This window comes from Micromonospora sp. RL09-050-HVF-A, from assembly GCF_019374995.1.
GTDB lineage: Bacteria > Actinomycetota > Actinomycetes > Mycobacteriales > Micromonosporaceae > Micromonospora > Micromonospora antibiotica.
Genome location: NZ_JAGKQP010000002.1, coordinates 1,394,542 through 1,418,889 on the forward strand (window position 1 = coordinate 1,394,542; position 24,348 = coordinate 1,418,889).

Consider the following 24,348-nt stretch of genomic DNA (forward strand, 5'->3'; position numbering starts at 1 on the left):
CACGGCCCCTGACGCGCCGCTGATCACGGACGTCGGTGGGTCGACCCTGACCACCGACGGCTGGAGCGTGACGCCATCAGATTCGACCACGTCGGCGACCCGGCCGGCCGTACGTCCACAGGGGGGATCGACACCCGGCGGGGTGCCGGTGCGGACGGCCACCGGTGGCCATGGTCCGGCTAGTCCTGCGCCGGCTGGCCTGGACCGGGCCGTTGCTGTTCGTCGTGTCGGTCCTGTGCTTCCTGCTGATCTCCCTGGTGCCCGGTGACCCGGCCCGCACGGTGCTCGGCCCGCTGGCCCCGCCCGAACAGGTCGAGGCCCTGCACCGGCAGATGGGGCTGGACCGCCCGCTGACCGTGCAGTACCTCAGCTGGCTGGTCGACGCCGTGCACGGTGACCTGGGCCGGTCGGTGAGCACCGGCACTGCGGTCGGCCCGCTGATCGCCAGCCGGTTGGCCCCGACGCTGTCGCTGATCCTGCTGGCCACGTTGACCGTCGGCGTGGTCGGCACCGCCCTCGGCGTGCTCAGCGCCGTCCGGGGTGGACCGTTCGGGCGGCTGGTCGACGTGGCCTCCGTGGTGGGTCTCGCCGTACCCGGATTCTGGCTGGCCCTGGTGCTGATCACCTGGTTGGCGGTGCGGTGGCGGCTGTTCCCGGCCACCGGCTACGTCCCCTTCGGGGAGTCCCCGGTGGGGTGGCTGCGGTCGCTGGCGTTGCCGGTGGCCGCGACGTCGCTGGCGGCGGTCACCGCGGTGGCCAAACAGACCCGCGACTCCATGTTGGACGTGTTGAGCCGCGACTTCGTGCGGGTGATGCAGGCCAACGGCCTGTCCATCCGCTCGATCGTCTACCGGCACGCGTTGCGCACCGCCGCGGTGCCGGTGGTCGCCCTGCTGGGAGTGATCTCCGCCAGCCTGCTCGGCGCGACCGTGCTGATCGAGAACATCTTCGGCCTGCCCGGCCTGGGCTCCGGGGCCGCGCTCGCCGCCGCCCAGCACGACATTCCGGTCCTCCAGGGGGCGGTGGTCTGCTACACCCTGATCGTCGTGGTGATCGGCCTGCTCGCCGACCTCGCCCAGGCGTGGTTGGACCCCCGGGTGGGGGCCCGGTGAGCCGGCCGGCGGCGGTGGCGGTGCGGGTGTCGCGCCGCCCGCTGGTGCTGCTCGCCGTGCTGTGGCTGCTGCTGGTGCTGGCCTGCGCCCTGCACCCTGAGCTGGTCACCGGCCGGGACCCGGTCGACCAGGACCTGCCGGCCGCCCTGGGGGGGCCGTCGGCCGCCCACCCGCTGGGCACCGACCGCCTCGGCCAGGACCTGCTCAGCCGGCTCGCGTACGGCGCGGCGGGCACGCTGTGGGGGGTGCTGGTGGCGGTGCTGACGGCCACCGTGGTCGGGGTGGGTCTGGGCCTGCTCGCCGGCTACCTCGGCGGGGTCGTCGACGCGCTGGTCGGCCGGCTGGCCGACCTGCTGTTCTCGTTGCCGGCCATCGTGATCCTGCTGGTGGTGGTGGCCGTCTTCCCGGGCGACGTCACGACCGCCATGCTGACCTTCGGGTTGCTGCTCTCCTCCGGCCTGATCCGGGTGGTCCGGGCCGCCACCCGGTCGACCCGGGAGGAGCTGTTCATCGCGGCGGCCCGGCTGGCCGGGCTCTCCACGCCGCAGATCCTGCGCCGCCACGTGCTGCCCCGGCTGCGCGGCCTGGTCATCGTCCAGGCGTCCCTGGTCGCGGCGATCGCCCTGGTGATGCAGGCGAGCCTGGCCTTCCTCGGGTTCGGGCCCCCACCGCCGGAGCCGAGCTGGGGCGGCATGATCGACGAGGCCCGGATGGTCATCGTCCGCCACCCGTGGGCCCTGGTTCCGCCGGGGCTGGCGGTCGCGTTGACCGTGCTCTCCTTCGTGCTGCTCGGCGACGCCGCCCGCGACGGCGCGACCGCCGCCTGGGCGACGACGAAACTGGCCCGCCGACGCCGGCGGTCCGGCCGGCGCGGAACCCACCCCACGGGGTCCGCACCGCCCCACCCCGTGGGGTCCGCGCCCGCCCACCCCGTCGAACCGCCGCCGGCCGGCCGGCCGGGCCACGCCGACACGTTGCTGTCGGTACGCCGCCTGTCGGTCCAGCTCCCGGGTGGTCCCGGCCGGGGGGCGCGGACCGGCACCACCGTGGTCAGCGACGTCGACCTCGACGTCGGTCCGGGGGAGATCGTCGGACTGGTCGGCGAGTCGGGCTGCGGCAAGACGGTCACCGCGTTGAGCATCCTCGGGCTGCCCCCGGGTGACGGGCAGCTCACCGGCAGCTGCCACTTCGCCGGCCTCGACCTGGTCAGGGCCGGCGACCGGCAGTGGCGCACGGTGCGGGGCCGCCGGATCGGCTACGTCGCGCAGGACCCGATGGTGAGCCTGGACCCGACCCTGCGCGTCGGCGTGCAACTCGCCGAGGCGGTCCGCCGGCACACCGGGCTGGGTCGACGACCGGCCCGGGCCCGGGTGCTGGCGCTGCTGCGCGACGTCGGCCTACCCGAACCGGATACCGCCGCGCGACGGTATCCGCACCAGTTGTCCGGCGGGATGGCCCAGCGGGTGGCGATCGCGTTCGCGTTGGCCGGGGACCCGGAGCTGCTGATCGCCGACGAGCCGACCACCGCCCTGGACGTGACCCGGCAGGCCGAGATCCTGGCCCTGCTCGCCCGGACCAGCCGGGAACGGCGGTTGGCCGTGCTGCTGGTGACCCACGACCTGGGGGTGGTGGCGGCGCTCTGTGACCGGGCGGTGGTGATGTACGCCGGTCAGGTCGTCGAGTCCTGCCCGGTGACCGAGCTGTTCGCCCGCCCCCGGCACCCGTACACCCGGGGGTTGCTGGCGGCCGATCCGCACCGGGCGTCCCGGGCGGGCCGGCTGCCCACGATCACCGGCACGGTGCCCGCCCCCGGGCAGTGGCCGACGGGGTGCCGGTTCGCGCCGCGCTGCCCGCTGGCCACCGAGTCCTGCCGGCACGCCCCGGTGCCGCTGGACCGGCTCGGCCCGGCCCACGCCGTGCGCTGCGTACGGCCGGACGAGGACCGGGCGGCGGCGTGAGCGGGCGGCCGTTGCTCGCGGTGCACGACCTGGTGGTCGACCTCGGACACCGACGGTCGGCGACGCGGGTGGTGGACGGGGTGAGTCTGACCGTGGCCGCCGGTGAGACGGTCGGGCTGGTCGGTGAGTCCGGTTCGGGCAAGTCGACGATCGCCCGCGCGGTCCTGGGCCTGACGCCGGTGACCGACGGCCGGATCCTCATCGACGGGGTGGACGTCACCCGTGCCGGCCGGCGGCAGCGCCGGGCGCTCAGCGGCGACGTGCAGCTGGTGTTCCAGGACCCGTTCAGCTCGCTCAACCCGGCCCGCCGGATCGGCGACAGCCTGGTCGAGCCGCTGCTCAACCGGCGGGGCGTCGACCCGGCGCGGCGGCGGGTGCTGGTCGCCGAGGCGCTGCACCGGGTGGGCCTGCCGGCCGAGTCGGCGCACCGCTATCCGGGGCAGTTCTCCGGTGGGCAGCGGCAGCGCATCGCCCTGGCACGGGCCCTGGTCGGCAGCCCCCGCCTGCTGGTCACCGACGAGCCGGTGTCCGCGCTGGACCTGTCCGTCCGCGCCCAGATCATCAACCTGCTCGCCGATCTGCAGGCCGAGCTCGGTTTCGGTCACCTGTTCATCGCCCACGACCTGGCGGTGGTGCGGCACCTGTCGCACCGGATGGTGGTGCTGCACCGGGGACGGGTGGTCGAGGCCGGTGACGCCGAGACCGTGTACCGGCGGCCCACGCACCCGTACACCCGTGCGCTGCTGGCCGCCGTGCCGGTGCCGGACCCCGTCCGGGCCCGCGCCGCGCTGGCCGCCTTCGCCCGGCAGCCGCCCCGGCCGGTCCGGCCCCCGACCTCGGGGTCGACCCGGCAGCCGACCGGCACCCGACCTCCTGACCACACACCCTGCTCCCCCTCGACACCGGCGTCCGCCGGGAAAGGATGGCCATGTTCGCGCATCGTCCGCGCCGAAGCGTCCACCAGGTACGAGTCCTGGTCGCCGCCGCGCTGCTCACGGTCGGCTCGCTGACCGCCTGTTCCGGCACCGCCGAGCCGGGGGGCGGCGCCGACGACGCCGTCCTGACCATGGCGGTGGCGGCCCCGCCGACGCTGGACCCCTACAAGGCCAACATCGACCTGAACAACATTCCGACGGTGGCGCTGGCGTACGCCCCACTGATCCGGATGAACGCCGACCGGACGTTCACCGGGGAGCTGGCCGAGTCGTTCGGCTACGTCGACCGGCAGAACAAGGTCTTCCAGCTCAAGCTGCGCCCGGGGCTGACCTTCGCCGACGGCACCCCGCTGGACGCCCCGGCGGTGGTCAAGTCGCTGGAGTACATGCGGACGGTCAGCCCGAAGGCGAAGACCTGGGCGGCCACCATCACCAGCGTCACCGCACCCGACGCCGCCACGGTGGTGGTCACCAACAGCGCCCCGAACCCGGTGATGCGGCAGCTGTTCAGCCAGGCGATCCTGTCCGGCTCGGTGGTCTCCCCCGCCGGGCTGACCGATCCGGGCCAGCTCGCCCAGCGCACCTTCGGGGCCGGCCCGTACCAGCTCGACCCGGCCGGCACGGTGGCCGGCGACCACTACACCTACCTGCCCAACCCCCGGTACTGGAACAAGGAGGGGCAGCACTGGAAGAAGGTCGTGGTCCGGGTGCTGCCGGACGCGAACGCCACCGTGCAGGCCATCCAGGCGGGGCAGATCGACTACGCCGCGCTCAACGCCGACGCCGGTCCGGCGGTCGTCGCCGCCGGGCTCAAGCACATCACGGCGAGCGTGGCGGTGCTCGGCATGGTGCTCGCCGACCGCGACGGCACCGTCGCCGCGCCGCTGCGCGACGTGCGGGTACGCCAGGCGTTGAACCACGCCATCGACCGGGCCACGATCGCCAAGACCATCTTCGGCGAGTTCGCGCACCCGACCAGCCAGATCGCCGCCCCCGGCTTCGACGGCTACCAGGCGGCCCTGGACGACCGCTACCCGTACGACCCGGACCGGGCCAAGGCGCTGCTCACCGAGGCGGGTTACCCGAACGGCTTCACCGTGAAGGCCGAGGCGCACACCCCCGGCATCGCCGCCGTCGCGCAGGTGGTGGCCGGGCAGTGGAAGAAGATCGGGGTGACCGTCGAGCTGACCACCGACACCCAGGTGCCGCAGTGGCTGGAGCACGTGATGTCGCGCAAGTTCCCGGTCACCGCGTTCGGCTACGGCAACCTGCCGACCTACCTGTCCTCACTGGACTTCATGCGGCCGGTGGCCAACCCGTTCAACCCGTACGCCACCGACGACGCGCAGTTGAAGCAGTTGCTGCAGCGGGCGGTCGCCGAGCCGGAGCCGACCACCCAGGCTGGGTTGTTCCAGCAGGCGGTGGCCCGGCTCACCGAACTGGCCTGGTTCGCCCCGGTGGTGCGGATGGACGGTATCGCGGTGACCGGCACCCGGGTCGCCCCGCTGGAGGCGGCGGCCGACAACGGGCTACCGAGCGTGGTGACGGTCCGCCCGGCCGGCTGACCACCGTCGGTCCACAGTGGTCGTACGGGCGGCGGGTACGACGGCACGCTGGGAGGTGTCCGGCCTCCCGGCCTCTGCCACGATCTACTGGTAATGGTCACTACCGGTATCCGTCGCCGCGCAGTTCCGGCGGCGCCCTGAGCCGTCGGAGCCGCAGATGCGCGTGCTGATCACCAGCGCACCGATGCACGGCCACCTATTCCCGTTGGTGCCGCTCGCCTGGGCGCTGCGGGCGGCGGGGCACGAGGTGCTGGTCGCCTGCACCGAGCACTTCGTGCCGACCGTGACCCAGGCGGGTCTGCCGGCGGTCTCCGCCGGGCCGGGGATGGACATCCGCGAGCTGGTGCGGCCGGATTCGCCGCACGGCATCGAGGACGACCCCTACGGACACGGCGAGGTCTTCGCGACAATGGCGTCGCGGAACCTCGCCGGCACCCTGGCGACCGTCCGGTCCTGGCGACCGGACCTGGTGCTCGCCGAGCGCTCCGAGTACGCCGGCCCGGTGGCCGCCCGCGCCGCCGGTGTCCCGTACGTCGAGCTGCACTGGGGTGTCGCGGAACTCGTCGAGTACCGGGCCGCCGCCGAGACGGTGCTCCGGGGTGACCTGCACCGGCTCGGGTTGACCCGGCTGCCCCGGGCCGATCTGGTGCTCGACCCGTGGCCGCCGAGCCTGCGGCTGCCGCACGCCCGGGCCCACCTGGGGTTGCGGCCGGTGCCGTACAACGGTGCCGCCCGGGTGCCGGAGTGGCTGCTCGACCCGCCGCCGCGGCCCCGGATCGGGCTGACCATGGGGACCGTCCTGCCGCACCTGACCGACGCCGGGATGGGTGGTCTGCTCACCGGGCTGGTCGAGGAGCTGGCGACCCTCGACGCCGAACTGGTCCTGGCCATCGACGACGAGGCCGCCCGTCAGCTGCCACCGCTGCCGTCGGCGGTCCGGTACGCGGGCCGGATTCCGCTGTCGGAGCTGGTGGCGACCTGCCGGTTGCTGATCCACCACGGCGGACAGGGTTCCGCCCTGACCGCGCTGGCCGCGGGTTGTCCGCAGCTCGTGCTGCCCAAGTTCGACGACGCGTTGGACAACGCGGAGGCGATCGCCGCCGCCGGGGTGGGGTTGGCCGTCCGGTTGGACGTGGCGACCCCGCGCGGGGTGGCCGACGCGGCGGGGCTGGTGCTGGGCCAGTCCCGGTTCGCGGTCGCGGCCGGTGCGGTGGCCGACGAGGTCGCGGCACAGCCGTCCCCGGCCGAGACCGTCCGGGCGCTCACGCGGTTGGCCCGGCGGGAGACCGCCGATGCCGCGCCGGCCGGCGGGTCGGCCGTCCGGTGGCCGCGGTGAGCGCCGACGGCCGCCGGGTCCCGCCGGCATCCGGCCCGACCGGCGACCGGCGCGGCCCCACCGCCGGTACGCACACCTGTCGCGATCACGAGAAGGAGTCCGGGCATGAGTGACCGTAGAGCGCTGCTGCTCGACGAGGTCCGTAAGTTCCACCAGGACGCACAGCCCAACCAGCCCTTCATCCCGGGGGTGACCGAGATCTGGCCCTCCGGGGCGCTGCTCGACGCCGAGGACCGGGTGGCGCTGGTGGAGGCCGCGCTGGACATGCGGATCGCGGCCGGCCCGCTGGCCCGCAGGTTCGAGTCGGAGTTCGCCCGCAAGATGCACCGCCGCAAGGCGCACCTGACCAACTCCGGCTCGTCGGCGAACCTGCTGGCGGTGAGCGCGCTCACCTCCGACCTGCTGGAGGACCGGCAGCTGCGCCCCGGCGACGAGGTGGTCACGGTGGCCGCCGGGTTCCCCACCACGGTCAACCCGATCCTGCAGAACGGGTTGGTGCCGGTCTTCGTCGACATCGATCTGGGCACCTACAACACCAGCGTGGAGCGGGTGGCCGCGGCGATCGGCCCGAAGACCCGGGCGATCATCCTGGCCCACACGCTGGGCAACCCGTATCCGGCCCGGGAGATGGCGGAGCTGGCGGACGCGCACGACCTGTTCTTCGTCGAGGACAACTGTGACGCGGTGGGCTCCACCTACGACGGTGCGCTGACCGGCACGTTCGGCGACCTGTCCACGGTGAGTTTCTATCCGGCCCACCACCTGACCATGGGTGAGGGTGGCTGCGTGCTCACCTCGAACCTGGCGTTGGCCCGGATCGTCGAGTCGCTGCGCGACTGGGGTCGGGACTGCTGGTGTCCGCCGGGCGAGTCGAACACCTGCCTGAAGCGGTTCAAGTACCAGCTCGGCACGCTCCCCCAGGGCTACGACCACAAGTACATCTACTCGCACGTCGGCTACAACCTGAAGGCGACCGACCTGCAGGCCGCGTTGGGGTTGACCCAGTTGGCCAAGCTGGACGAGTTCACCGCGCTGCGGCGGCGCAACTGGCGTCGGCTGCGCGAGCGCCTCGACGGGGTGCCGCACCTGCTGCTGCCCGAGGCCACCCCGAACAGCGAGCCGAGTTGGTTCGGGTTCGTCATCACCGTCGACCCGGCGGCGCCGTTCACCCGCTCCGAGCTGGTGGCGTTCCTGGAGGACCGGCGGATCGGCACCCGGCAGCTGTTCGCCGGCAACCTGACCCGGCACCCGGCCTACCTGAACCAGCATTACCGGGTGGTCGGCGAGCTGACCAACAGCGACATCGTCACCGAGCAGACCCTCTGGGTGGGGATCTATCCGGCACTCACCGACGAGATGATCGACTATGTCGGAGCGTCGATCCTGGATTTCGTCGCCGCCCGGGGATGACCGACGGGGAAACGCCTGAAGTCGAGAGGACGAATTCCTTTTCGGCTGCCCTCGCCGACCAGCCGACCCGATGTCGCCGACCCCACCGACGAAAACGACGCGGCACCCTGTGGCCGCGTCGACCTACCCACGCTGAGCTGCACGTCTGTATTGTGTCGTAGCGACGGTGCTGGTTGTGACCTACCGGTGGGACAATCATCTCCGACCTTGGAGGTGCGGTGAAATATCTGATCCTGATCAGCCACAACGAGCAGGCTCGTGACGCGTGGCAGGACATGTCCGACACCGAACGGCAACTGGGCGTCAAGGCCCACGCCGCCCTCGTCGAAGACCTCGCCGCCGCCGGTGAACTGATCGTCTCCGAAGCGCTGGCCGATCCGGCGACGGCCCGTCGGGTCCGGGTCGACCGGGGCCGCACCATCGCCACCGACGGCCCGTTTCCCGAGGTGAAGGAGTATCTCGCCGGCTTCTACCTGGTGGAGTGCGACACCATCGAGCAGGCGGTGGCGCACGCGGCCCGGGTGCCGGAGGCGCAACTCGGCCTGGTCGAGGTGCGCCCGGTCCTCGACGCCGCCCGGCCGGACGCGTGACCGTCACCACCGACGTCGAGGACCTGCTGCGCGAGCACGCGCCGCAGGTGCTCTCCACCCTGGTACGCCTGCACGGCGGCTTCGACACCTGTGAGGACGCCGTGCAGGAGGCCCTGCTCGCGGCGGCCGTGCAGTGGCCGGAGGAAGGGTTACCGGCCAACCCCCGGGGCTGGCTGACCACGGTCGCCTCCCGCCGCTGGACGGAGTTGTGGCGCAACGACGCCGCCCGCCGCCGCCGGGAACGTGCGGTGGCCGCCCTGACCGCCCCGGAGCCCGGTCGGGTCTCCGCCGTGGACGACACGCTGACCCTGCTGATGCTCTGCTGCCATCCGGCGCTCACCCGGGTTTCCCAGGTGGCGCTCACCCTGCGGGCGGTCGGCGGGCTCAGCACCGCCGAGATCGCCCGGGCGTTCCTGGTGCCGGAGTCCACCGTCGCCCAACGGATCAGCCGGGCCAAGCAGCGCATCCGGGCCAGTGGCGCCGAGTTCCGGATGCCGGCGCCCGAGGATCGGCCGGCCCGGGTGGCCGCCGTGATGGAGGTCCTCTACCTGATCTTCAACGAGGGTTACACGGCCAGTTCGGGGCCGGCGCTCAACCGGATCGAGCTGACCGCCGAGGCGATCCGGCTGACCCGGCAACTGCACGAGCGCCTGCCCGACGAACCGGAGGTCACCGGGCTGCTGGCGCTGATGCTGCTCACCGACGCCCGACGGCCGGCCCGCACCGGCCCGGACGGGGCGCTCATTCCGCTGGCCGAGCAGGACCGGTCCCGGTGGGACGGGCGGGCTATCGCGGAGGGCGTCGCGTTGATCACCCGCACCCTGGCGACTGCGCCGGTCGGGCCGTACCAGGTGCAGGCGGCGATCGCGGCGGTGCACGACGAGGCGGCCCGTGCCGAGGACACCGACTGGCCCCAGATCCTCGGGCTCTACAACCTGTTGCGGCGCATCGCGCCCGGTCCGATGGTCGCCCTGAACCGGATCGTGGCGGTCGCCATGGTGGACGGGCCGGAGGCCGCGCTCGCGGAGCTGACCGCCGCCCAGACCGATCCGGTGCTGGCCGGTAACCACCGGGTGCACGTCGTGCGGGCCCATCTGCTCGACCTGCTCGGTGACCGGGCGGAGGCCCGGCGGCACTACCTGCTGGCCGCCCAGGCGACGCTCAGCGTCCCGGAGCAGCGGTTCCTGCGGCTACGCGCGACCCAACGGGCCTGACCGGTCGGTGAGTCCGGCGGCCCACGGGCTCCCGAATTCGCTCCCGACCGAGACGCAGAAACGACGAATTAGCCGGAAAGGCCGAAAGGCCGATGCCGGCAACCGAAAGATGAAACAATTTTGACGCAAGCGCGGATGACCATGATTGTCTATGTTTTATAGCCTCCCCGTAGCGGTCGACAGCAACTCCCTCAGTGCTGTCCGGCCGGTCGGCCCGGAGCACGCACCACCTCTTCCGGGGCTACCGGCGCCGCCTATTCCCGACGCCCGACGAACGCGCGGAATCGGGACGGACCCGAGACCGCGGGTAGTGGAGAGCAGAACATGGCCATCCCCTCGACCCCTGTCCCCGGCGCCGCCACGAGCGCCTCCGAACGACTGCACGCCCTCGACGCGGTACGCGCGGGAGCCCTGCTCCTCGGCGTCGTGCTGCACACGACACTGTCCTTCCTGGAGCCCCGCACCTGGGTGGTGGGGGACGTGTCGACGAGCCCGGTGATGAACGGCACCTACTTCGTCATCCACGTGTTCCGGATGACGCTGTTCTTCCTGATCGCCGGCTTCTTCGCCCGGCTGCTGCTGCACCGGCGCGGCACCGCCGGGTTCGTCCGCAACCGGGCCGTGCGCATCCTCGCCCCACTGGCGATCTTCTGGCCGGTGGTGATGGTCTCCACCGTGGTGGCGATCATCATCGCGGCGAACCTGGCCGGTGAGGAGGTGCCCGGGGCCACCCCGATGACCCTGCGCACCTTCCCGCTGACCCACCTGTGGTTCCTCTACTGGCTGCTGGTCCTCTACGTGCTGGCACTGGTCGTCCGCGCGGTGGTCAACCTGCTCGACCCCGACGGCAGCCGGCGCAGCGGACTGGTCGACCCGATCGTCCGGAACGTCGTCGCCCGTGACCTCACCCCGCTGGTCGTCGGCGCCCCGCTCTGCGTCGCCTTCCTGCTCAAGCAGGACTGGCTGCTCTGGTACGGGGTGCCGCCGGCCGAGAACGGGCTGATCCCCAACCCGGTGGGCCTGGTCGCCTACGGGTGCGCGTTCGGCTTCGGCTGGCTGCTCAACCGCCAGGTGGACGTGATCCGGGTGTGGGAGCGGCGGTACCCCCGTAACCTGGTGGCGGCGGTCGTGCTCACCGCGATCGCGCTGGCCATGGTGGGGCTCACCCCGGACACCGAACCCGAGTCGCTGGGCTGGCACAAGATCGGCTACGCGGTCGTCTACACGCTGGCCGTGTGGGCGTGGACGATGGGCCTGATCGGGGCGGCCATGCGGCACCTGTCCCGGCCGAACCCGTCGATCCGGTACGTGGCCGACGCGTCGTACTGGGTCTATGTCGTCCACCTCCCGCTGGTGATGGCGCTACAGGCGGCGGTGTCGCAGGTGGCGGTGCCGTGGTTCGTCAAGTTCCCGGCCATCCTGCTGGTCACCTATCCCCTCACCCTGCTCAGCTACCGCTACCTGGTCCGTTACACGTTCATCGGGGCGCTGCTCAACGGGCGGCGTCGCCGGAGCACGGAGCCGGCCGAGGTGGCCGTGCCACAGACCGCCGCACACTGACCGCCGCACACCGACCGCCGCGCCGCGCGGGCGCCGGTGGTCGCGTGGGCCGAGTCAGCCCCGCCGGAAGGGGGATCCGGCGGGGCTGACGCCTGCCGGGGGGACGGCAGGTTCTCCGGCCCGGACCGGGGGGACGGTCCGGGTGGCACACCGGGACCGGTGCGGCCGGTCCCGGGCTGCCGGCCGGCCCGGGGGAAGGGCCGGCCGGCCCGTCCCGCACCGACCCGGGGGGGTGGGTCAGTGCGGGGCGGGAACGGCGTCCCGGCGGCGGCAACCACCCGGACGCCGACCGGTCAACGTGCGGGTGGAGCACCGGTCCGGTCGTCGGCGGCGGCCGGGGCACCCGACGGGGTGTCGGCGTCGCCGGTACCGGCCAACGGGGCGTCGGCGGTGGTCTTGTCGGACGGCGTCTTGTCGTCGGGGGTGGCCCAGTCGCCCTGGATGCCGATCTTCTCCAGCAGCAGGAGCACGACGAGGGCGACGACCAGGAGCAGCACCGCGGAGACCCGGTAGGACAGCACGTACCCCTCGGTGGCCGCGACCCTCGCGTTCACCCCCTCGGCGAGCCGGTCCCCGCCCAGCCGCAGGGCCAGCGCCACCAGGACCGACAGGCCGAGCGCGCCACCGACCTGCTGCATCACGTTCTGCATGGCGGAGGCGAGCCCGGTGTCCTGGGTGCCCACCTTGTAGAGCGCGGTGTTGGCGGTGCCGGGCATCGCCAGGCCGAAGAAGACGCCCAGCACCAGCATGCCGGGCAGGATGCCGCTGGCGTAGTGGGTGTCGACGGAGATCCCGCTGAGCAGCAACAGGCCGCCGGTGACCCCGAGCAGACCCACGATGATCACCGGCTTGACGCCGAACTTCGGGATCATGCCGGTGGACAGCCCGACGCCGAAGGCGATGCCCAGACCCACCGGGATGAAGGAGAGGCCGCCCTTGAGCGGCGAGTAGCCGAGCACCTGCTGCTCGAAGAGGGTGGTCAGGAAGGTGAACCCGAAGAAGGCGCAGGAGAGGGTCAGACCGACCAGGTAACCCACCGCGCGGGTGCGGTTGGTGAAGAACCGCAGCGGGATCAGCGGTGCGGCGGCCCGCGACTCGATCAGCAGCATCAGCCCGATCAGCGCCAGACCGCCGAAGAGCGGCAGCAGCACCTGCGTCGACAGCCAGGACCGCTCGGCGGCCTGGAGCAGGCCGTAGACGATGGCCACCAGACCCGCCGTGGCCGTCAGCACGCCGGCGAAGTTGAACTTCTGCCCGGTGCGCTCCATCCGGGTCTCGCCGACCAGCCGGCCCACCAGGGCCAGCGCGATCACCGCGACCGGGACGTTGACGTAGAAGATCCAGCGCCAGCTGGCGTCGGCGACGATGAGCCCACCGACGACCGGGCCGAGCGTGCCGGCCAGGCCCGACAGGCCACCCCAGATGCCGACCGCCTTGACCCGGTCGGCCGGGGCCGAGAAGAGCAGGAAGACGATGCCCAGCGCGGCCGGGGCGGCCAGCGCCTCACCGACGCCCTGGAGGAAGCGGCTGTAGATGAGCATCTCGGGGTTCATCGCGGCCCCGGAGATGACCGAGGCGATGGCGAAGATGACCACGCCGGTGACGAAGATCCGCCGCCGGCCGAACAGGTCGGCGAGCCGGCCGCCGAACAGCAGCAGACCGCCGGCCATCAGCACGTAGCCGTTGACGACCCAGGCCAGCCCGGTCCGGGACATGTCGAGTTCGCCCTGGATGCGCGGCAGCGCGACGCTGACCACGGTCATGTCGATGACGAACATGAACTGGACGAAGCCGAGCAGCGCCAGCGCCTTCCACCGACGGGGATCCGGCCGGTCCGCGGACGCGTCAAGCGCCTCGTCCGAACTCGGTGTGGTACCGGTGCTCATGTGCCCTCCTCGACATCGGCGCACGTCACGTGCGCTTCTGCCTGGATGTCGAAGCTGGCTCGTTGGTTTCGACATACGGGTAAGCAAATAGTTCGAGCCTTCAGGAGGCACCCATGAAGTACCTGATCATGATCAGCCACAACCAGCAGACCCGGGACGCCTGGCAGAACATGTCCGACACCGAGCGGGAGCTGGGTTTCAAGGCGCACATGTCGCTGGTGGAGGATCTGGCCGAGTCGGGCGAGCTGATCGTCTCCGAGGCCCTCGCCGACCAGGGTCAGGCCAAGAAGGTCCTGGTCAGCGACGGCAAGGTCACCACCACCGACGGCCCGTTCCCCGAGGTCAAGGAGTACGTCGCCGGGATCTACCTGATCGAGTGCGACACCATCGAGCAGGCGGTCGGGCACGCCGCCCGGATCCCGGAGGCCAACTTCGGCCTCGTCGAGGTCCGTCCGGTGCTCGGCGCAGGTGGCCCCGACATGTGACGACCCGCACATGCGGGCGGACCCGCGGCACCGACCGGTGCCGCGGGTCCGTTTCTTCGTCCCACCGTCCGCCGTGCCCGGCGGGCGGCACTCAGATGTACGGCGAGTTGGGCTCCAGCCCGCACAGCACCCGACCGTAGAGTTCGAGGTTCGTCGACGGGACCATCAGCGCGTGCAGGTTGACCGCGTACATGTCCCGGACCACCCGCTGCATCGGGGCCTGGCGCAGGATCGACGAGCCACCGCTGGCCATCCCGAGCAGGTCGACGGCGGCCCGCCCGAGCTGGCAGATCGCCCCGATGTCGGCCCGGGTCCGGGCCCGCTCCTCCAGCGTCCACGGCTCACCGCTGACACCCTTGGTGTCGACCAGGTCGGTGATCCGCTGGGCGTGGAACTCGGCCTCGTCGATCTTCATGGTCGCCTCGGCCAGCTGCAGGTGGGTGACCGGGGCCTCCCGCTGCGTCGCGTAGTCGGTGTAGGTGATCTTGCGGTCGAGCCGCTCCAGGAAGAACTCCCGGGCCGCCCGGGCCAGCCCGATCACCGTACCGGCCGAGGAGGCGTTCGCCACCCCGAGCAGCGGGTTGCGGTACATCGGCAGGTCCCGGTTGAGCGCCGAGGCGCTCTGCCCCTGGAGCACGGCGGGCATCGGCACGATCCGCTCCTGCGGCACGAAGACGTCCCGGGCCACCGTGGTGATGCTGCCCGAACCCTGCAGGCCGGCGGTGTACCAGTCGTCCACGATCTCCAGGTCGGACAGCGGCACCAGGGCCATCACCGGCCACTGGTTCACCCCGTCCGGGGCGGGGGCCATCGCGATGACCTCCTGCCAGTGGCTGTGCAGGGCGCCGCTGATGAAACTCCAGCTGCCGTTGAGCACCATCCCGCCGCCGGGCTTCGGGGTGCCGCTGGCCGACGGGCTCAACGTCCCGCAGATCCGCACGTCGGGGGTGGAGTAGACCTCGTCCTGCACCGCGTCGGGGAACATCCCGACCATCCAGCCGGGGATCGCCCACACCGACGCCGTCCAGGCCACCGAGCCGTCGCCCCGGCCCAGCTCCACCATCACCTCGTGCAGGGTGCGGGTGTCCGACTCGTAGCCGCCGTAGCGGCGCGGCACCCGCATCCGGAACAGGCCGGCGTCGGCCAGCGCCTCGACCGTCTCGTCGTGCAGCCGCCGGTTCTCCTCCTGCCAGCTGGCGTGCCGGCGCAGCAGCGGCACCAGCTCGCTGGCGCGGCGTACCAGTTCTTCCCTCGGGGGGCCTCGGTCGCGCTGGTCATCTCACTCCTCCTGTGCGGGTACGGTCGGCGGACAGGACGCCGCCCACCGGAACGGACGGGTCGGTGGGCGGGAGGCAGGTCACCGGGCGACCGCCTCGGCCTGCCGGGGCAGCGGCGCGACCCCGGCGATCAGGTCCGCCGCCTTTTCCGCGATGGCGATCACGGCGGCGTTCGGGTTGCCCCGGACCAGGGTGGGCATGACGCTGGCGTCGACCACCCGCAGCCCTTCCAGCCCGTTGACCCGCAACTGCTCGTCGACCACGGCGCCCATCGCGCAGGTGCCCGCCGGGTGGAAGATCGAGTGGGCGTACTGCCGGACGTAGTGCCGCAGGTCCTCGTCGGAGTCCGAGGCCGGCGGCGCGAACTGTCCCTCGGTGTACGGGGCCAGCGCCTTCTGCTGGGCGATCCGGATGCCGATCCGGGTCGCCGCGACCGCGTCGTCGAGGTCGCGCTCGTCCTGGAAGTAGTTGTGCACGATCTTCGGCTTGGCCGTCGGGTCGGCCGAGGCCAGCAGCACGTACCCCCGGCTGCGCGGGGCGATCATCGACGGGCCGTACGAGATCGAGTGGTGGGTGGGGGTGCCGAGCCCGCTGTCGGCGAACATCACCGGCGCGGCCAGGAACTCCGCGTCCGGGGCGGTCAGGTCGTCGCGGGTACGCACGAAGCCGCCGGCCTCCGGCCCGTTGGCCGTCATCGGGCCACGCCCCTCGGCCATGAAGCGTTGCAGGTGCTCGGGCTGGTTGGCGGCGAGCAGGCTGATCGGCTGCGAGTGGGTGTAGACCAGCGGGATCAGCGCGTGGTCCTGGAGGTTCTGCCCCACCTGCGGCTGGTCCAGCAGCACCGGCACGCCGAGCGCGCCCAGCAGCGGGGCCGGGCCGACCCCGGAGAGCATCAGCAGCTGCGGCGAGTTGTACGCCCCGGCGGCGAGGATGACCTCCCGGGACGCGGTGACGGTCAGCGTGTCGTCCAGCCGGGTCCCGGTCACCCCGACCGCCCGACCGTTCTCGATCAGCACCCGGTGCACGTGGACGTTGGTCTCCACGGTCAGGTTGGGCCGGTCGAGGGCGGGGTGCAGGAACGCGGTCGCGGTGCTCTCCCGGCGGCCGTCGCGCTGGGTGAGCTGGAAGAAGCCGAAACCCTCCTGCCCCGCGCCGTTGAAGTCGTCGTTGACCCCGTAGCCGGCGTCGGTGGCCGCCTCGACGAACGCCGACGACATCGGGTTGTTGGCCCGCCCCTCGGAGACCGCCATCGGCCCGCCGACCCCGTGGTAGGTCGACGCCCCCCGCTCGTTGTCCTCGGACCGCTTGAAGTACGGCAGCAGGTCGTCGAAGCCCCAGCCGGGCTGCGCCCAGCCGTCGAAGTCGCCGCGCGCGCCCCGGATGTAGACCATCGTGTTGATCGAGCTGGTGCCGCCCAGCACCCGCCCCCGGGGCAGGTAGACCCGCCGCCGACCCAGCGCCGGCTCCTCGTGGGTGTCGTAGTCCCAGTCCAGGGCGGTGCGGAACAGGGTGCCGAAGGCCACCGGGACGTGGATGTTGTCGGCGGTGTCCCGGGGACCCGCCTCGATCAGGCACACCGTGACGTCGGGGTCCTCGGTGAGCCGGGCGGCCAGGACACACCCCGCTGATCCCGCGCCGACGATGACGTAGTCGTACACCACTGCACCCTCCAAGGTCAGGTTCTCGGTTGTCGGTCGCGGGTCTCCGCGCCACCGGCGGGGACCGGGCGGTCCCCGCCGGGCGTGCCCCGGGGCCGTGGTGATCCGTGATCGGGATCCCGTCGTCACCACGACCGCGGCGGTCGGGCGGTCGTCGTCGACCGCGTCGGCGTCAGCCCCTGATCGGGCTGCTCTGGTGCGAGACCAGCCGGAGCTGGCCGTCGGGTTGGCGCAGCATCACCCAGGTGGCCCGGATGAAGTTCTCCGGCGCGATGTCGTCCTGGCCGGCCATGATGATGCCGCCCTCGGTCACCACCAGAGCGACGTCGTCGGTGAGGAAGCTGACCTCGACCGGCCAACCCTTCACCCGGGCGCCTCGCAGCGGCCCGGCGAAACCCCGGGACATGTACGCCCGGATCTCCTCCCGGCTGGTGAGCTGCTCGTCGCGCATCAGCAGGCTGCCGTTGTCGGTGAACACGTCGGCGAACATGTCGGCGTCGTTGGCCGCCCAGGCCGCCTGGATGCGCATGGCCACCGTCAACGCCGCCCGCTCGTCGGCGTCGGTGTACCCCCGGTAGTAGGACGGGTCCTCGGGGACACCCGCGGCGGCCAGCAGCGCCGAGGCGTCTCCCCAGGGTGCCATGGTCGTGGTCATCGGTTCCTCTTCTCCTCTCGTCGTCCAGGGCCGGGCCGACCCCTCGTCGTCCCGGCCCTGGACGGCCCGCTGGTCACCCGGCGCGCACCGGGGCGCTCGTCGCCCCCGGCGCTGGCCGGGACCGGTTCAGCCGGTGATCGGGCTGCTCTGGTAGGAGGCGATCCGCCAGTCGCCGTCCTGCTTGACGACGACCCACATGATGCGGACGTTGTCGCCCGGGGCGAGGGCGGCGGCGTCGGCGTAGACGACCCCGCCGACGCTGACCGCCAGCGCCATCGACTCCGAGACGACCTGGATCTCGCTGAACTCCAGGGTCAACCGGGAGCCCTTGTACGGGCCGGCGAACAGCTCGCCGAGGTAGGACCGGATCTCGTCGCGGCTCATCAGCTGGTTGTCGCCGACCAGCATGCTGCCGTTGTCGATGAAGAGGGAGGCGAAGCCCTCGGCGTCGTTGGCGTCCCACGCCGCCCGGCAGCGCAGCGGCGCGGTCAGCACCGCCCCTTCCACCCCGTTGGGGAAGTCGCCGTAGTACGAGGCCCACTGCTTGGCGCCGGCCACGAGCGATGCGCCCTCGGTGCTCATGCTGTCTCCTCCTGTCCGAGTGGGTGACCGGTCACCAGCGCAGCGTCGCGCCGGCGCCGCGCGGGCTGTTCTGGTAGCCGGCGAGCTGCCACTGGCCGTCGCGCTTGACGACGACCCAGGTGGAACGCACGGCCAGCTCCTCCGCGATGTCCGTCTGGCCGGCGGCGAGGATGCCACCGTGGGTACGGATCAGGGCGGCGTCGTCGGCGATGATCCGCACGTCGACCGGGCGGCCGGTGACCCCGGTGCCCTTGAACGGCCCGGCGTACGCGGCGGCCATGAACGAGCGGATCTCGTCGCGGCCCTTCTTGAACACGTCACCCGGCAGGATCATCACGCCGTCCTCGGTGAACGCATTCGCCACCCCGGCGGCGTCGTTGCGGGACCAGGCCTGCACCAGGCGCAACGGAACGGTGAGGACCTCCTTTTCCTGGTCGCTGGTGAACGACCCGTAATACGCGTCGAGTGCCTTTTCTCCGTCAATGGCCGGAGCCACCTGGGTACCAGTGGACATCGTGGTCGCTTCCTCTCCTGGGACTACTGCGGACAGTGGACACATTCACCCCCGAACGGTCCGTCCGTCCCCCCTATCCTCCGGCGGTCCGACACCGCTGACATCTCCGCGATTGCGATGTCGGAGACCGTTTCCGAGAAATCGTTTCCGGGGGCGGACGAGAAATAGCCGTACCCCGGCCGGTGGGTGCACCGGCCGGGGTACGGCGGGATCGCCGCAGGTGGGGGTCAGCCCACCCGCAACGCGGCCGGGTCGTCGGCCGGGTCGTCGTCGGTGGGCTCCGCGGGGCGCAGACTGTCGACGATGTGGTCGGCCAGGGCGGCGATGGTCGGCTTGTTCCACAGGATGTTCGGCGGCAGCTCCAGGCCGTACCGGCCCTGCAGCCGCACCCGCAGCGCCACCGTCATCACCGAGTCCACGCCCAGCTCGACCAGCGGCCGGCGCAGCTCCAGGTCCTCGGCGGCCAGGCTCAGCTCGGCGGCGGCCTGCTCCCGCACGTCGGCGGTGACCAGTTCCCGCAGCTCCTGCTCCGGGGTGTCGACCCAGTCGACGCTGAACGCCTGACCGGTGCCGCCCTCGGTGGTCGACCTGGTCGCGGTCAGCTCCCGCAGCATCGGCAGCCGGGGGCGTTGGTGGTGGGCGCCAGCACCCGCAGGATCGCGTGGTACGGGCTGTGGAAACGGTCGGCGAAGGCCCAGGCCCGGAACGCCTCGGTCACCGAGATCGCGTCCAGGCCACGGGAGTTGGCCTCCAGCATGGTCGACGAGATCGACTCGGACATGCCGACCCCGCGCCAGGACGTCCAGCCGAGGCTGGTCGTCTCGGTGTGACCGTCGGCGTGCCGGTGCGCCGCTAGGGCGTCCAGGAACGAGTTGGCCGCCGCGTAGGTGGTCTGCCCGGTCAGCCGGGTGAACTGCCCGCAGGACGAGAACATTACGAAGAAGTCCAGCGTGCCCGGGGGGAAGAGCCGGTGCAGCACCATCGCCCCGTTCACCTTGGGCCCGAGGACGTCGTGCAGCCCCTCCCGGTCGACCTTGTCCACCATCGCGTCGCGTACCACGCCGGCGGCGTGCACGATGCCGCGTACCGCCGGCATGCCGTGCGAGGCCGGGTCGAGCGCCGCCGCGACCTCCACCGGGTCGGTGATGTCCAACGCCAGGGTCCGGACGGTCACCCCGAGCGCCTCCAGTTCGAGCACCCCGTCGATCTGCCGACGGGTCCGCACGTCGTGGTCGCCGTCCCAGTCGGCGCGCGGCGGCAGGCCACGGCGGCCGGCGAGCAGGATCCGCCGGGCCCCCGGTCGGCCAGCCACCGGGCCACCATCAGGCCGAGTGCCCCGAGGCCACCGGTGATCAGGTAGGTGTCGGTCGGCCGGCACTGCAACGCGGTGCCGTCGGCGGGCCGCTCGACCTGCCCGAGCCGCTGCACCGCCACCTCACCACCGGTGACCGAGACGACGTCCTCGTCGCCGGTGAGCCGGCGCAGCACCGTCGCGAGGGTCTCGGCGGGGACGTCGGCGTCGTCGGCGAGGTCGACGACCCCACCCCACAGGTCCGGGTGTTCCCCGGCGATGATCCGGGCGATGCCCCACAGCGGGGCGTGGGCCAGCGACCGCTCCGCCACCGCCTGCCGCACGCCCCGGGTCAGGCACCAGAGCCGGGGCTGGGCGGCGGCCGGGTCGCCCCCGGCCGCCTGGGCCTCGATCAGTGCCTGCGCGCTGTGGATCAGCTCCCAGCCGCACCGTTCGGCGGCCTGCTCGGCCGACTCGCCGGCGTCGCCGGCACCCGGTGCGACCAGGACCGCGTCACGCGGGGTGAGACCGACCGTGGCCAGCTCGTCCGGGCCGTCCACCCGCACGGTACGCAGCCCGGTGCCGGCCAGCGCCCCGGCCAGGTCACCGGCGGCGGCGTCACCGCCGACCACGACCACCCGGGACAGCTCGGTGCTGCTGCCGTCGACGGTGAGGTCCAGCGACCGCCAGACCACCTCGTGCACCAGCTCTCGGGGGGCGGCCACCGCGCTGTCGGTGTCCGAGATGGCGGAGAACCGCAGGCCGCGCACCTGGCAGACCACTTCGCCGTGCTCGTTCGCCACCTGCACGTCCACCGTGTCCTGCGGCGACCTGGGCGACCGCACCGAGTGGACGGTGATGTGCGCCGGTGGTTCCCCCGTGAAGACGACCGACTCGATGTGCGAGGACATCCACTGGTGCCTGGCGTACTCCGGGGTGACCAGCACCGCGCTGATGGTCAGCGCGCCGTCGATGACGTGCGCCCAACTGGTGGCCGTCTGCGCCGGGGGCGGCACGATGACGATGTCGGCGAGTTGCTCCTCGTCGTTGCGGCGCAGCTCCACGACGTCCCAGGGGAACGCGTAGCCGCCGACGCCCATCCGGCGGAACATCTCGTCGACCCGCTGCCAGGACCACTCCTGCGGGCACCGGGCCCGCACCTCGTCGACGTCGACCCGGCCGTCGACCAGTTCGGTGCTCCAGTCGATGGTCGCCGTCGAGTGGGTGATCCACTCGTATTCCTCGTCGTCGACGACGGGGGCGCCGTCCTGCGGGGCGACCCGGGTGGCCAGCCGGGCGGTGTTCTCCGACAGGACGATCTGCACCACCCGGGGCGGCGCGACGGCCAGCGGGGTACGCAGCACGATGTCGGCCAGCGCGGGCAGCCGGCCGTCCTCCGCGGCGGCCAGGGCGAAGCTGTTGATCAGGACGGCGGCCGGGGTGATCTCGACGTCGACCACCTCGTGGTCGAGCGGGTAGGGCCGCGACGACATGTCCAGGTAGGTCTGCCACACCTGCCGGGGCGGGGCGCCGGAGACCGTCATCCGGCCGCCGAGCAGGCTGTGCCGCTCCGGGTCGTGCCCCCCGCCGGGACCGGACTCGGCCCGGGCCTCCGGGAAGATCCAGTACGGCCGGTGCTGCCAGGCCACCGAGGGCATCGGCAGCAACGAACCGGTCGGGTGCAGCCGCTCCCAGTCCACCGCCGCGCCCGCGCAGTGCAGCCGGGCCAGGCCGGCCAGCAGGGCACGTTCCTCGTCGGTGTCGCGGCGCAGGCTGTGCACGACGGTGGCGTCCTCGACGCCGAGGTGGGCGAGGGTCTCCCCGATGGAGTGGGTGACCACCGGGTGGGTGGAGACCTCCAGGAAGACCCGGTGCCCGTCGGCGACCGCCGCCGTCACCGCGTCGGTGAAGCGCACCGGCTCACGCAGGTTCGCCACCCAGTACGCGCCGTCACGCGGCGCGGTCGACCGGGGGTCGGTCAACGCGGTGCTGTAGAGGGGGGTGCGGGGCGTTCCGGGCCGCAGCGCACCGGCCGCCGCGGCGACCTCGGCCACCGCGGCGTCGACGTGCGGGCTGTGGAAGGCGATGTCGGTGTCGACCCGCCACACCGCCACCCCCTCCTCGCGCCAACGCGTCACGATCTGCTCGACGGTCTCCCGGTCCCCGGACAGCACGGTGGAGGTGGGGCTGGCCGAGATGGCGGCGACCACGCCGACCGAACCGGCGAGCCGCTGCCGGGCCTCGTCGAAGCCGAGCCCGACCATGGCCATCCCGCCCTGGCCCTGGAGGCGTTCCAGGGCGCGCGCCCGCTGGCAGGCGAACCGGGCGGCAGCCAGCACGTCCAGGCTGCCGGCGACGGCGGCGGCGGCGATCTCCCCCACCGAGTGCCCGATCACGGCGGCCGGGGTGAGCCCCCGGGACCGCCAGGTCTGCGCCAGGGCGACCTGGGTGGCGAAGGTCAACGCCTGCACCTCGACGCCGTTCCACGGGCCGCCGGCGGTGAGCGCCTCGCGGGGCGTCCAGCCGAGTTCCTCGCGGAACACCTCGGCCAGCGCGTCGACGGCGGCGGCGAAGACCGGCTCGTCGCGCAGCAACTGCCGGCCCATGCCCGCCCACTGCGCGCCGTGGCCGGAGAAGACCCAGACCACCGGGGCCGGATCGGCCACCGTCCGACCCCGGGCGACCTGCGGGGTCGTGCGGCCGTCGGCCACCTCCCGCAGCCGCTCGACGAGTTCCCCGGGTGAGGCGGCCAGCACGGCGGCCCGCTGCGGCAGGTGCGAGCGGCGCTGCGCCAGGGTGTGCCCCACCGACGGCAGGGACGCCCCCGGGTGCTCCACCAGCCAGTCGGCGGTGCGGCTGGCCAGCGCCGCCACCCCGGCCTCGGACATCGCCGAGAGCGGGTACACCGACGGCCGGGCCCCGGCGACGACCTCGGTCGAGGCGGTACCGGCCTGCGCCGGGTCGGCCGTGGCCCCGGTCGAGGCGGCCACGGCGGGCGGCGCCTCCTGGAGGATGACGTGCGAGATGGACCCGCCGACGCCGTAGCTGGACACGCCGGCCCGGCGCGGGCTGTCGCCGGCCGGCCACGGGGACCGCTCGCCGATCAGCCGCAGCCCGGAGGCGGCCCAGTCGAAGTCCGGGTTCGGCTCGCGGTGCAGGCTCGGCGGGATCTCGGCGTGCCGCAACGCCAGCACCGCCTTGATCACACCGGCGATGCCCGAGCCCGCCTCGACGTGACCGATGTTGGGTTTCACCGAACCGATCAGGCAGGGCTCGTCGGCGGGCCGTCCGGCGCCGAAGACGGCGGCCAACGCTTTGGCCTCCTCCCGGTCGCCGACCGGGGTGCCGGTGCCGTGCGCCTCGACGTAGTGCACCGTCTCCGGGGCGATGCCGGCACGCTCGTAGGCCACCCGGAGCATGTGCTCCTGGGCGGAGCCGTTGGGCGCCATCATCCCGTCGGAGCGGCCGTCCTGGAACACCCCGCTGCCGGGGATCAGCGCGAGCACCTCGTCGCCGTCACGGCGGGCGTCGGACAGCCGCTTGAGCACCACCACGCCGGCGCCCTCGCCCCGGCCGTAGCCGTCGGCGTCGGCGGCGAACGCCTTGCTGCGCCCGTCCGGGGCGGTCGCCCCGGCCGCGTCCAGGGCGACGAACAGGGTCGGGCTGGCCATGATGTTGACCCCGCCGACGACGGCCAGCGGGATCTCCCCCTCGCGCAGGCTCTGGCAGGCCAGGTGCAGCGCGGTGAGGGAACCGGCACAGGCGGTGTCGACCGCCATGCTGGGGCCCCGCAGGTCGAGGAAGTACGAGATGCGGTTGGCGATGCCGTAGTAGGTGGTGCCGTTGACCGCCCATGCCCCGGTCCGCGGAATGTCCTCCAGCAGGCGGCGGCCGTAGTCGTTGGAATTGGCCGCCACGAAGACACCGGCGTCCGAACCGCGCAGCGACAACGGCGGCACACCCGCGTTGCCCAGCGCCTCCCAGGCCAACTCCAACACGATCCGCTGCTGCGGGTCGAGGAAGTCCGCCTCCCGGGGAGAGATGCCGAAGAAGTCCGCGTCGAATCCCTCGATGTCGTCGAGGAATGAGCCCAGTCGGGTCGTCTTCCGCAGGATCGCGGTGGCCTGGGGGCTGGTCGAGGCGTACGGTTCCCACCGCTTGTCGGGCATGGCGCTCACGGCATGTCGACCACCGATGAGAAATGCCCAGAACTTCTCCAACGAGTCAAGGTCAGGGGCGAACCGGCAGCTCATACCGACAATGGCCACTGCCTCAGAAAATTCCCCATCCTGGCTCACGTCCAGGCTCCTCTCCACATCG

The 24,348-nt window shown here is 72.6% G+C and carries 19 protein-coding genes; 10 read left to right on the plus strand and 9 right to left on the minus strand.

All coding sequences use genetic code 11. The features are described 5' to 3' along the window. Nucleotides 1-170: 170 nt before the first annotated feature. The 9 genes from J7462_RS06495 (at nt 171) to J7462_RS06535 (ending at nt 11,680) form a co-directional block, all read left to right on the plus strand. Complete coding sequence (locus J7462_RS06495; RefSeq protein ID WP_219462654.1) at nt 171-1,112, plus strand: ABC transporter permease; 942 nt, start codon at nt 171-173, stop codon at nt 1,110-1,112. Next, nucleotides 1,109-3,070, plus strand: coding sequence for a dipeptide/oligopeptide/nickel ABC transporter permease/ATP-binding protein (locus tag J7462_RS06500; RefSeq protein WP_219462656.1), 1,962 nt, complete (start codon nt 1,109-1,111; stop codon nt 3,068-3,070). Before J7462_RS06495 ends, J7462_RS06500 begins: the two co-directional genes overlap by 4 nt. Beyond that, complete coding sequence (locus J7462_RS06505; RefSeq protein ID WP_219462658.1) at nt 3,067-4,080, plus strand: ATP-binding cassette domain-containing protein; 1,014 nt, start codon at nt 3,067-3,069, stop codon at nt 4,078-4,080. The genes J7462_RS06500 and J7462_RS06505 overlap by 4 nt, the downstream gene beginning before the upstream one ends. Then, nucleotides 3,999-5,570 (plus strand): ABC transporter substrate-binding protein, encoded by a 1,572-nt coding sequence (locus J7462_RS06510; protein WP_219462660.1) that lies wholly within the window; start codon nt 3,999-4,001, stop codon nt 5,568-5,570. The genes J7462_RS06505 and J7462_RS06510 overlap by 82 nt, the downstream gene beginning before the upstream one ends. Nucleotides 5,571-5,727: 157 nt before the next feature. After that, the gene (locus J7462_RS06515) at nt 5,728-6,906 is read left to right on the plus strand and encodes a nucleotide disphospho-sugar-binding domain-containing protein (RefSeq protein WP_219462662.1); all 1,179 of its coding nucleotides are present in this window, start codon (nt 5,728-5,730) and stop codon (nt 6,904-6,906) included. Nucleotides 6,907-7,011: 105 nt separating this feature from the next. Continuing rightward, nucleotides 7,012-8,316 (plus strand): lipopolysaccharide biosynthesis protein RfbH, encoded by a 1,305-nt coding sequence (gene rfbH, locus J7462_RS06520; protein WP_219462664.1) that lies wholly within the window; start codon nt 7,012-7,014, stop codon nt 8,314-8,316. Between the two features lie 218 nt (nt 8,317-8,534). Continuing rightward, nucleotides 8,535-8,906, plus strand: a complete 372-nt coding sequence (locus J7462_RS06525) for a YciI family protein (RefSeq protein ID WP_219462666.1) — start codon at nt 8,535-8,537, stop codon at nt 8,904-8,906. Continuing rightward, nucleotides 8,903-10,120: an RNA polymerase sigma factor gene (locus J7462_RS06530; protein WP_219462668.1), complete on the plus strand. Its 1,218-nt coding sequence runs from the start codon at nt 8,903-8,905 to the stop codon at nt 10,118-10,120. Before J7462_RS06525 ends, J7462_RS06530 begins: the two co-directional genes overlap by 4 nt. A gap of 324 nt (nt 10,121-10,444) precedes the next feature. After that, nucleotides 10,445-11,680 carry an acyltransferase family protein gene (locus J7462_RS06535; protein ID WP_219462670.1) on the plus strand — a complete coding sequence of 412 codons (1,236 nt, stop codon included), beginning with the start codon at nt 10,445-10,447 and terminating at the stop codon, nt 11,678-11,680. A 293-nt stretch (nt 11,681-11,973) separates the two neighbouring features. Here the strand turns inward: J7462_RS06535 and J7462_RS06540 are convergent, their stop codons facing one another. Beyond that, complete coding sequence (locus J7462_RS06540; RefSeq protein WP_208566647.1) at nt 11,974-13,566, minus strand: DHA2 family efflux MFS transporter permease subunit; 1,593 nt, start codon at nt 13,564-13,566, stop codon at nt 11,974-11,976. A 113-nt stretch (nt 13,567-13,679) separates the two neighbouring features. On the opposite strand from J7462_RS06540, the gene J7462_RS06545 reads away from it, so the two are divergent. Continuing rightward, nucleotides 13,680-14,051: a YciI family protein gene (locus J7462_RS06545; RefSeq protein WP_219462671.1), complete on the plus strand. Its 372-nt coding sequence runs from the start codon at nt 13,680-13,682 to the stop codon at nt 14,049-14,051. Between the two features lie 91 nt (nt 14,052-14,142). Here the strand turns inward: J7462_RS06545 and J7462_RS06550 are convergent, their stop codons facing one another. The 8 genes from J7462_RS06550 to J7462_RS06575 all read right to left on the minus strand — a co-directional run bounded on the left by J7462_RS06550 (nt 14,143) and on the right by J7462_RS06575 (nt 24,296). Next, nucleotides 14,143-15,270, minus strand: a complete 1,128-nt coding sequence (locus tag J7462_RS06550; RefSeq protein ID WP_308290784.1) for an acyl-CoA dehydrogenase family protein — start codon at nt 15,268-15,270, stop codon at nt 14,143-14,145. A gap of 138 nt (nt 15,271-15,408) precedes the next feature. Beyond that, complete coding sequence (locus tag J7462_RS06555) at nt 15,409-16,986, minus strand: GMC family oxidoreductase (protein ID WP_219462673.1); 1,578 nt, start codon at nt 16,984-16,986, stop codon at nt 15,409-15,411. A 172-nt stretch (nt 16,987-17,158) separates the two neighbouring features. Beyond that, on the minus strand, nt 17,159-17,641 hold the full coding sequence (locus tag J7462_RS06560; protein ID WP_219462682.1) for an SgcJ/EcaC family oxidoreductase: 483 nt from the start codon (nt 17,639-17,641) through the stop codon (nt 17,159-17,161). A 126-nt stretch (nt 17,642-17,767) separates the two neighbouring features. Continuing rightward, nucleotides 17,768-18,223 carry an SgcJ/EcaC family oxidoreductase gene (locus tag J7462_RS06565; RefSeq protein WP_219462693.1) on the minus strand — a complete coding sequence of 152 codons (456 nt, stop codon included), beginning with the start codon at nt 18,221-18,223 and terminating at the stop codon, nt 17,768-17,770. Nucleotides 18,224-18,254: 31 nt separating this feature from the next. Beyond that, the gene (locus J7462_RS06570) at nt 18,255-18,737 is read right to left on the minus strand and encodes an SgcJ/EcaC family oxidoreductase (protein WP_219462701.1); all 483 of its coding nucleotides are present in this window, start codon (nt 18,735-18,737) and stop codon (nt 18,255-18,257) included. A gap of 227 nt (nt 18,738-18,964) precedes the next feature. Beyond that, nucleotides 18,965-19,351 (minus strand): acyl carrier protein, encoded by a 387-nt coding sequence (locus tag J7462_RS31900; RefSeq protein ID WP_255597611.1) that lies wholly within the window; start codon nt 19,349-19,351, stop codon nt 18,965-18,967. Then, a complete protein-coding gene (locus J7462_RS31905; protein WP_308291100.1) occupies nt 19,336-20,022 on the minus strand; it encodes a ketoreductase domain-containing protein in 687 nt (228 codons plus the stop codon). Before J7462_RS31905 ends, J7462_RS31900 begins: the two co-directional genes overlap by 16 nt. Beyond that, complete coding sequence (locus tag J7462_RS06575; protein ID WP_308290785.1) at nt 19,908-24,296, minus strand: beta-ketoacyl synthase N-terminal-like domain-containing protein; 4,389 nt, start codon at nt 24,294-24,296, stop codon at nt 19,908-19,910. The genes J7462_RS31905 and J7462_RS06575 overlap by 115 nt, the downstream gene beginning before the upstream one ends. Nucleotides 24,297-24,348: the final 52 nt, after the last annotated feature.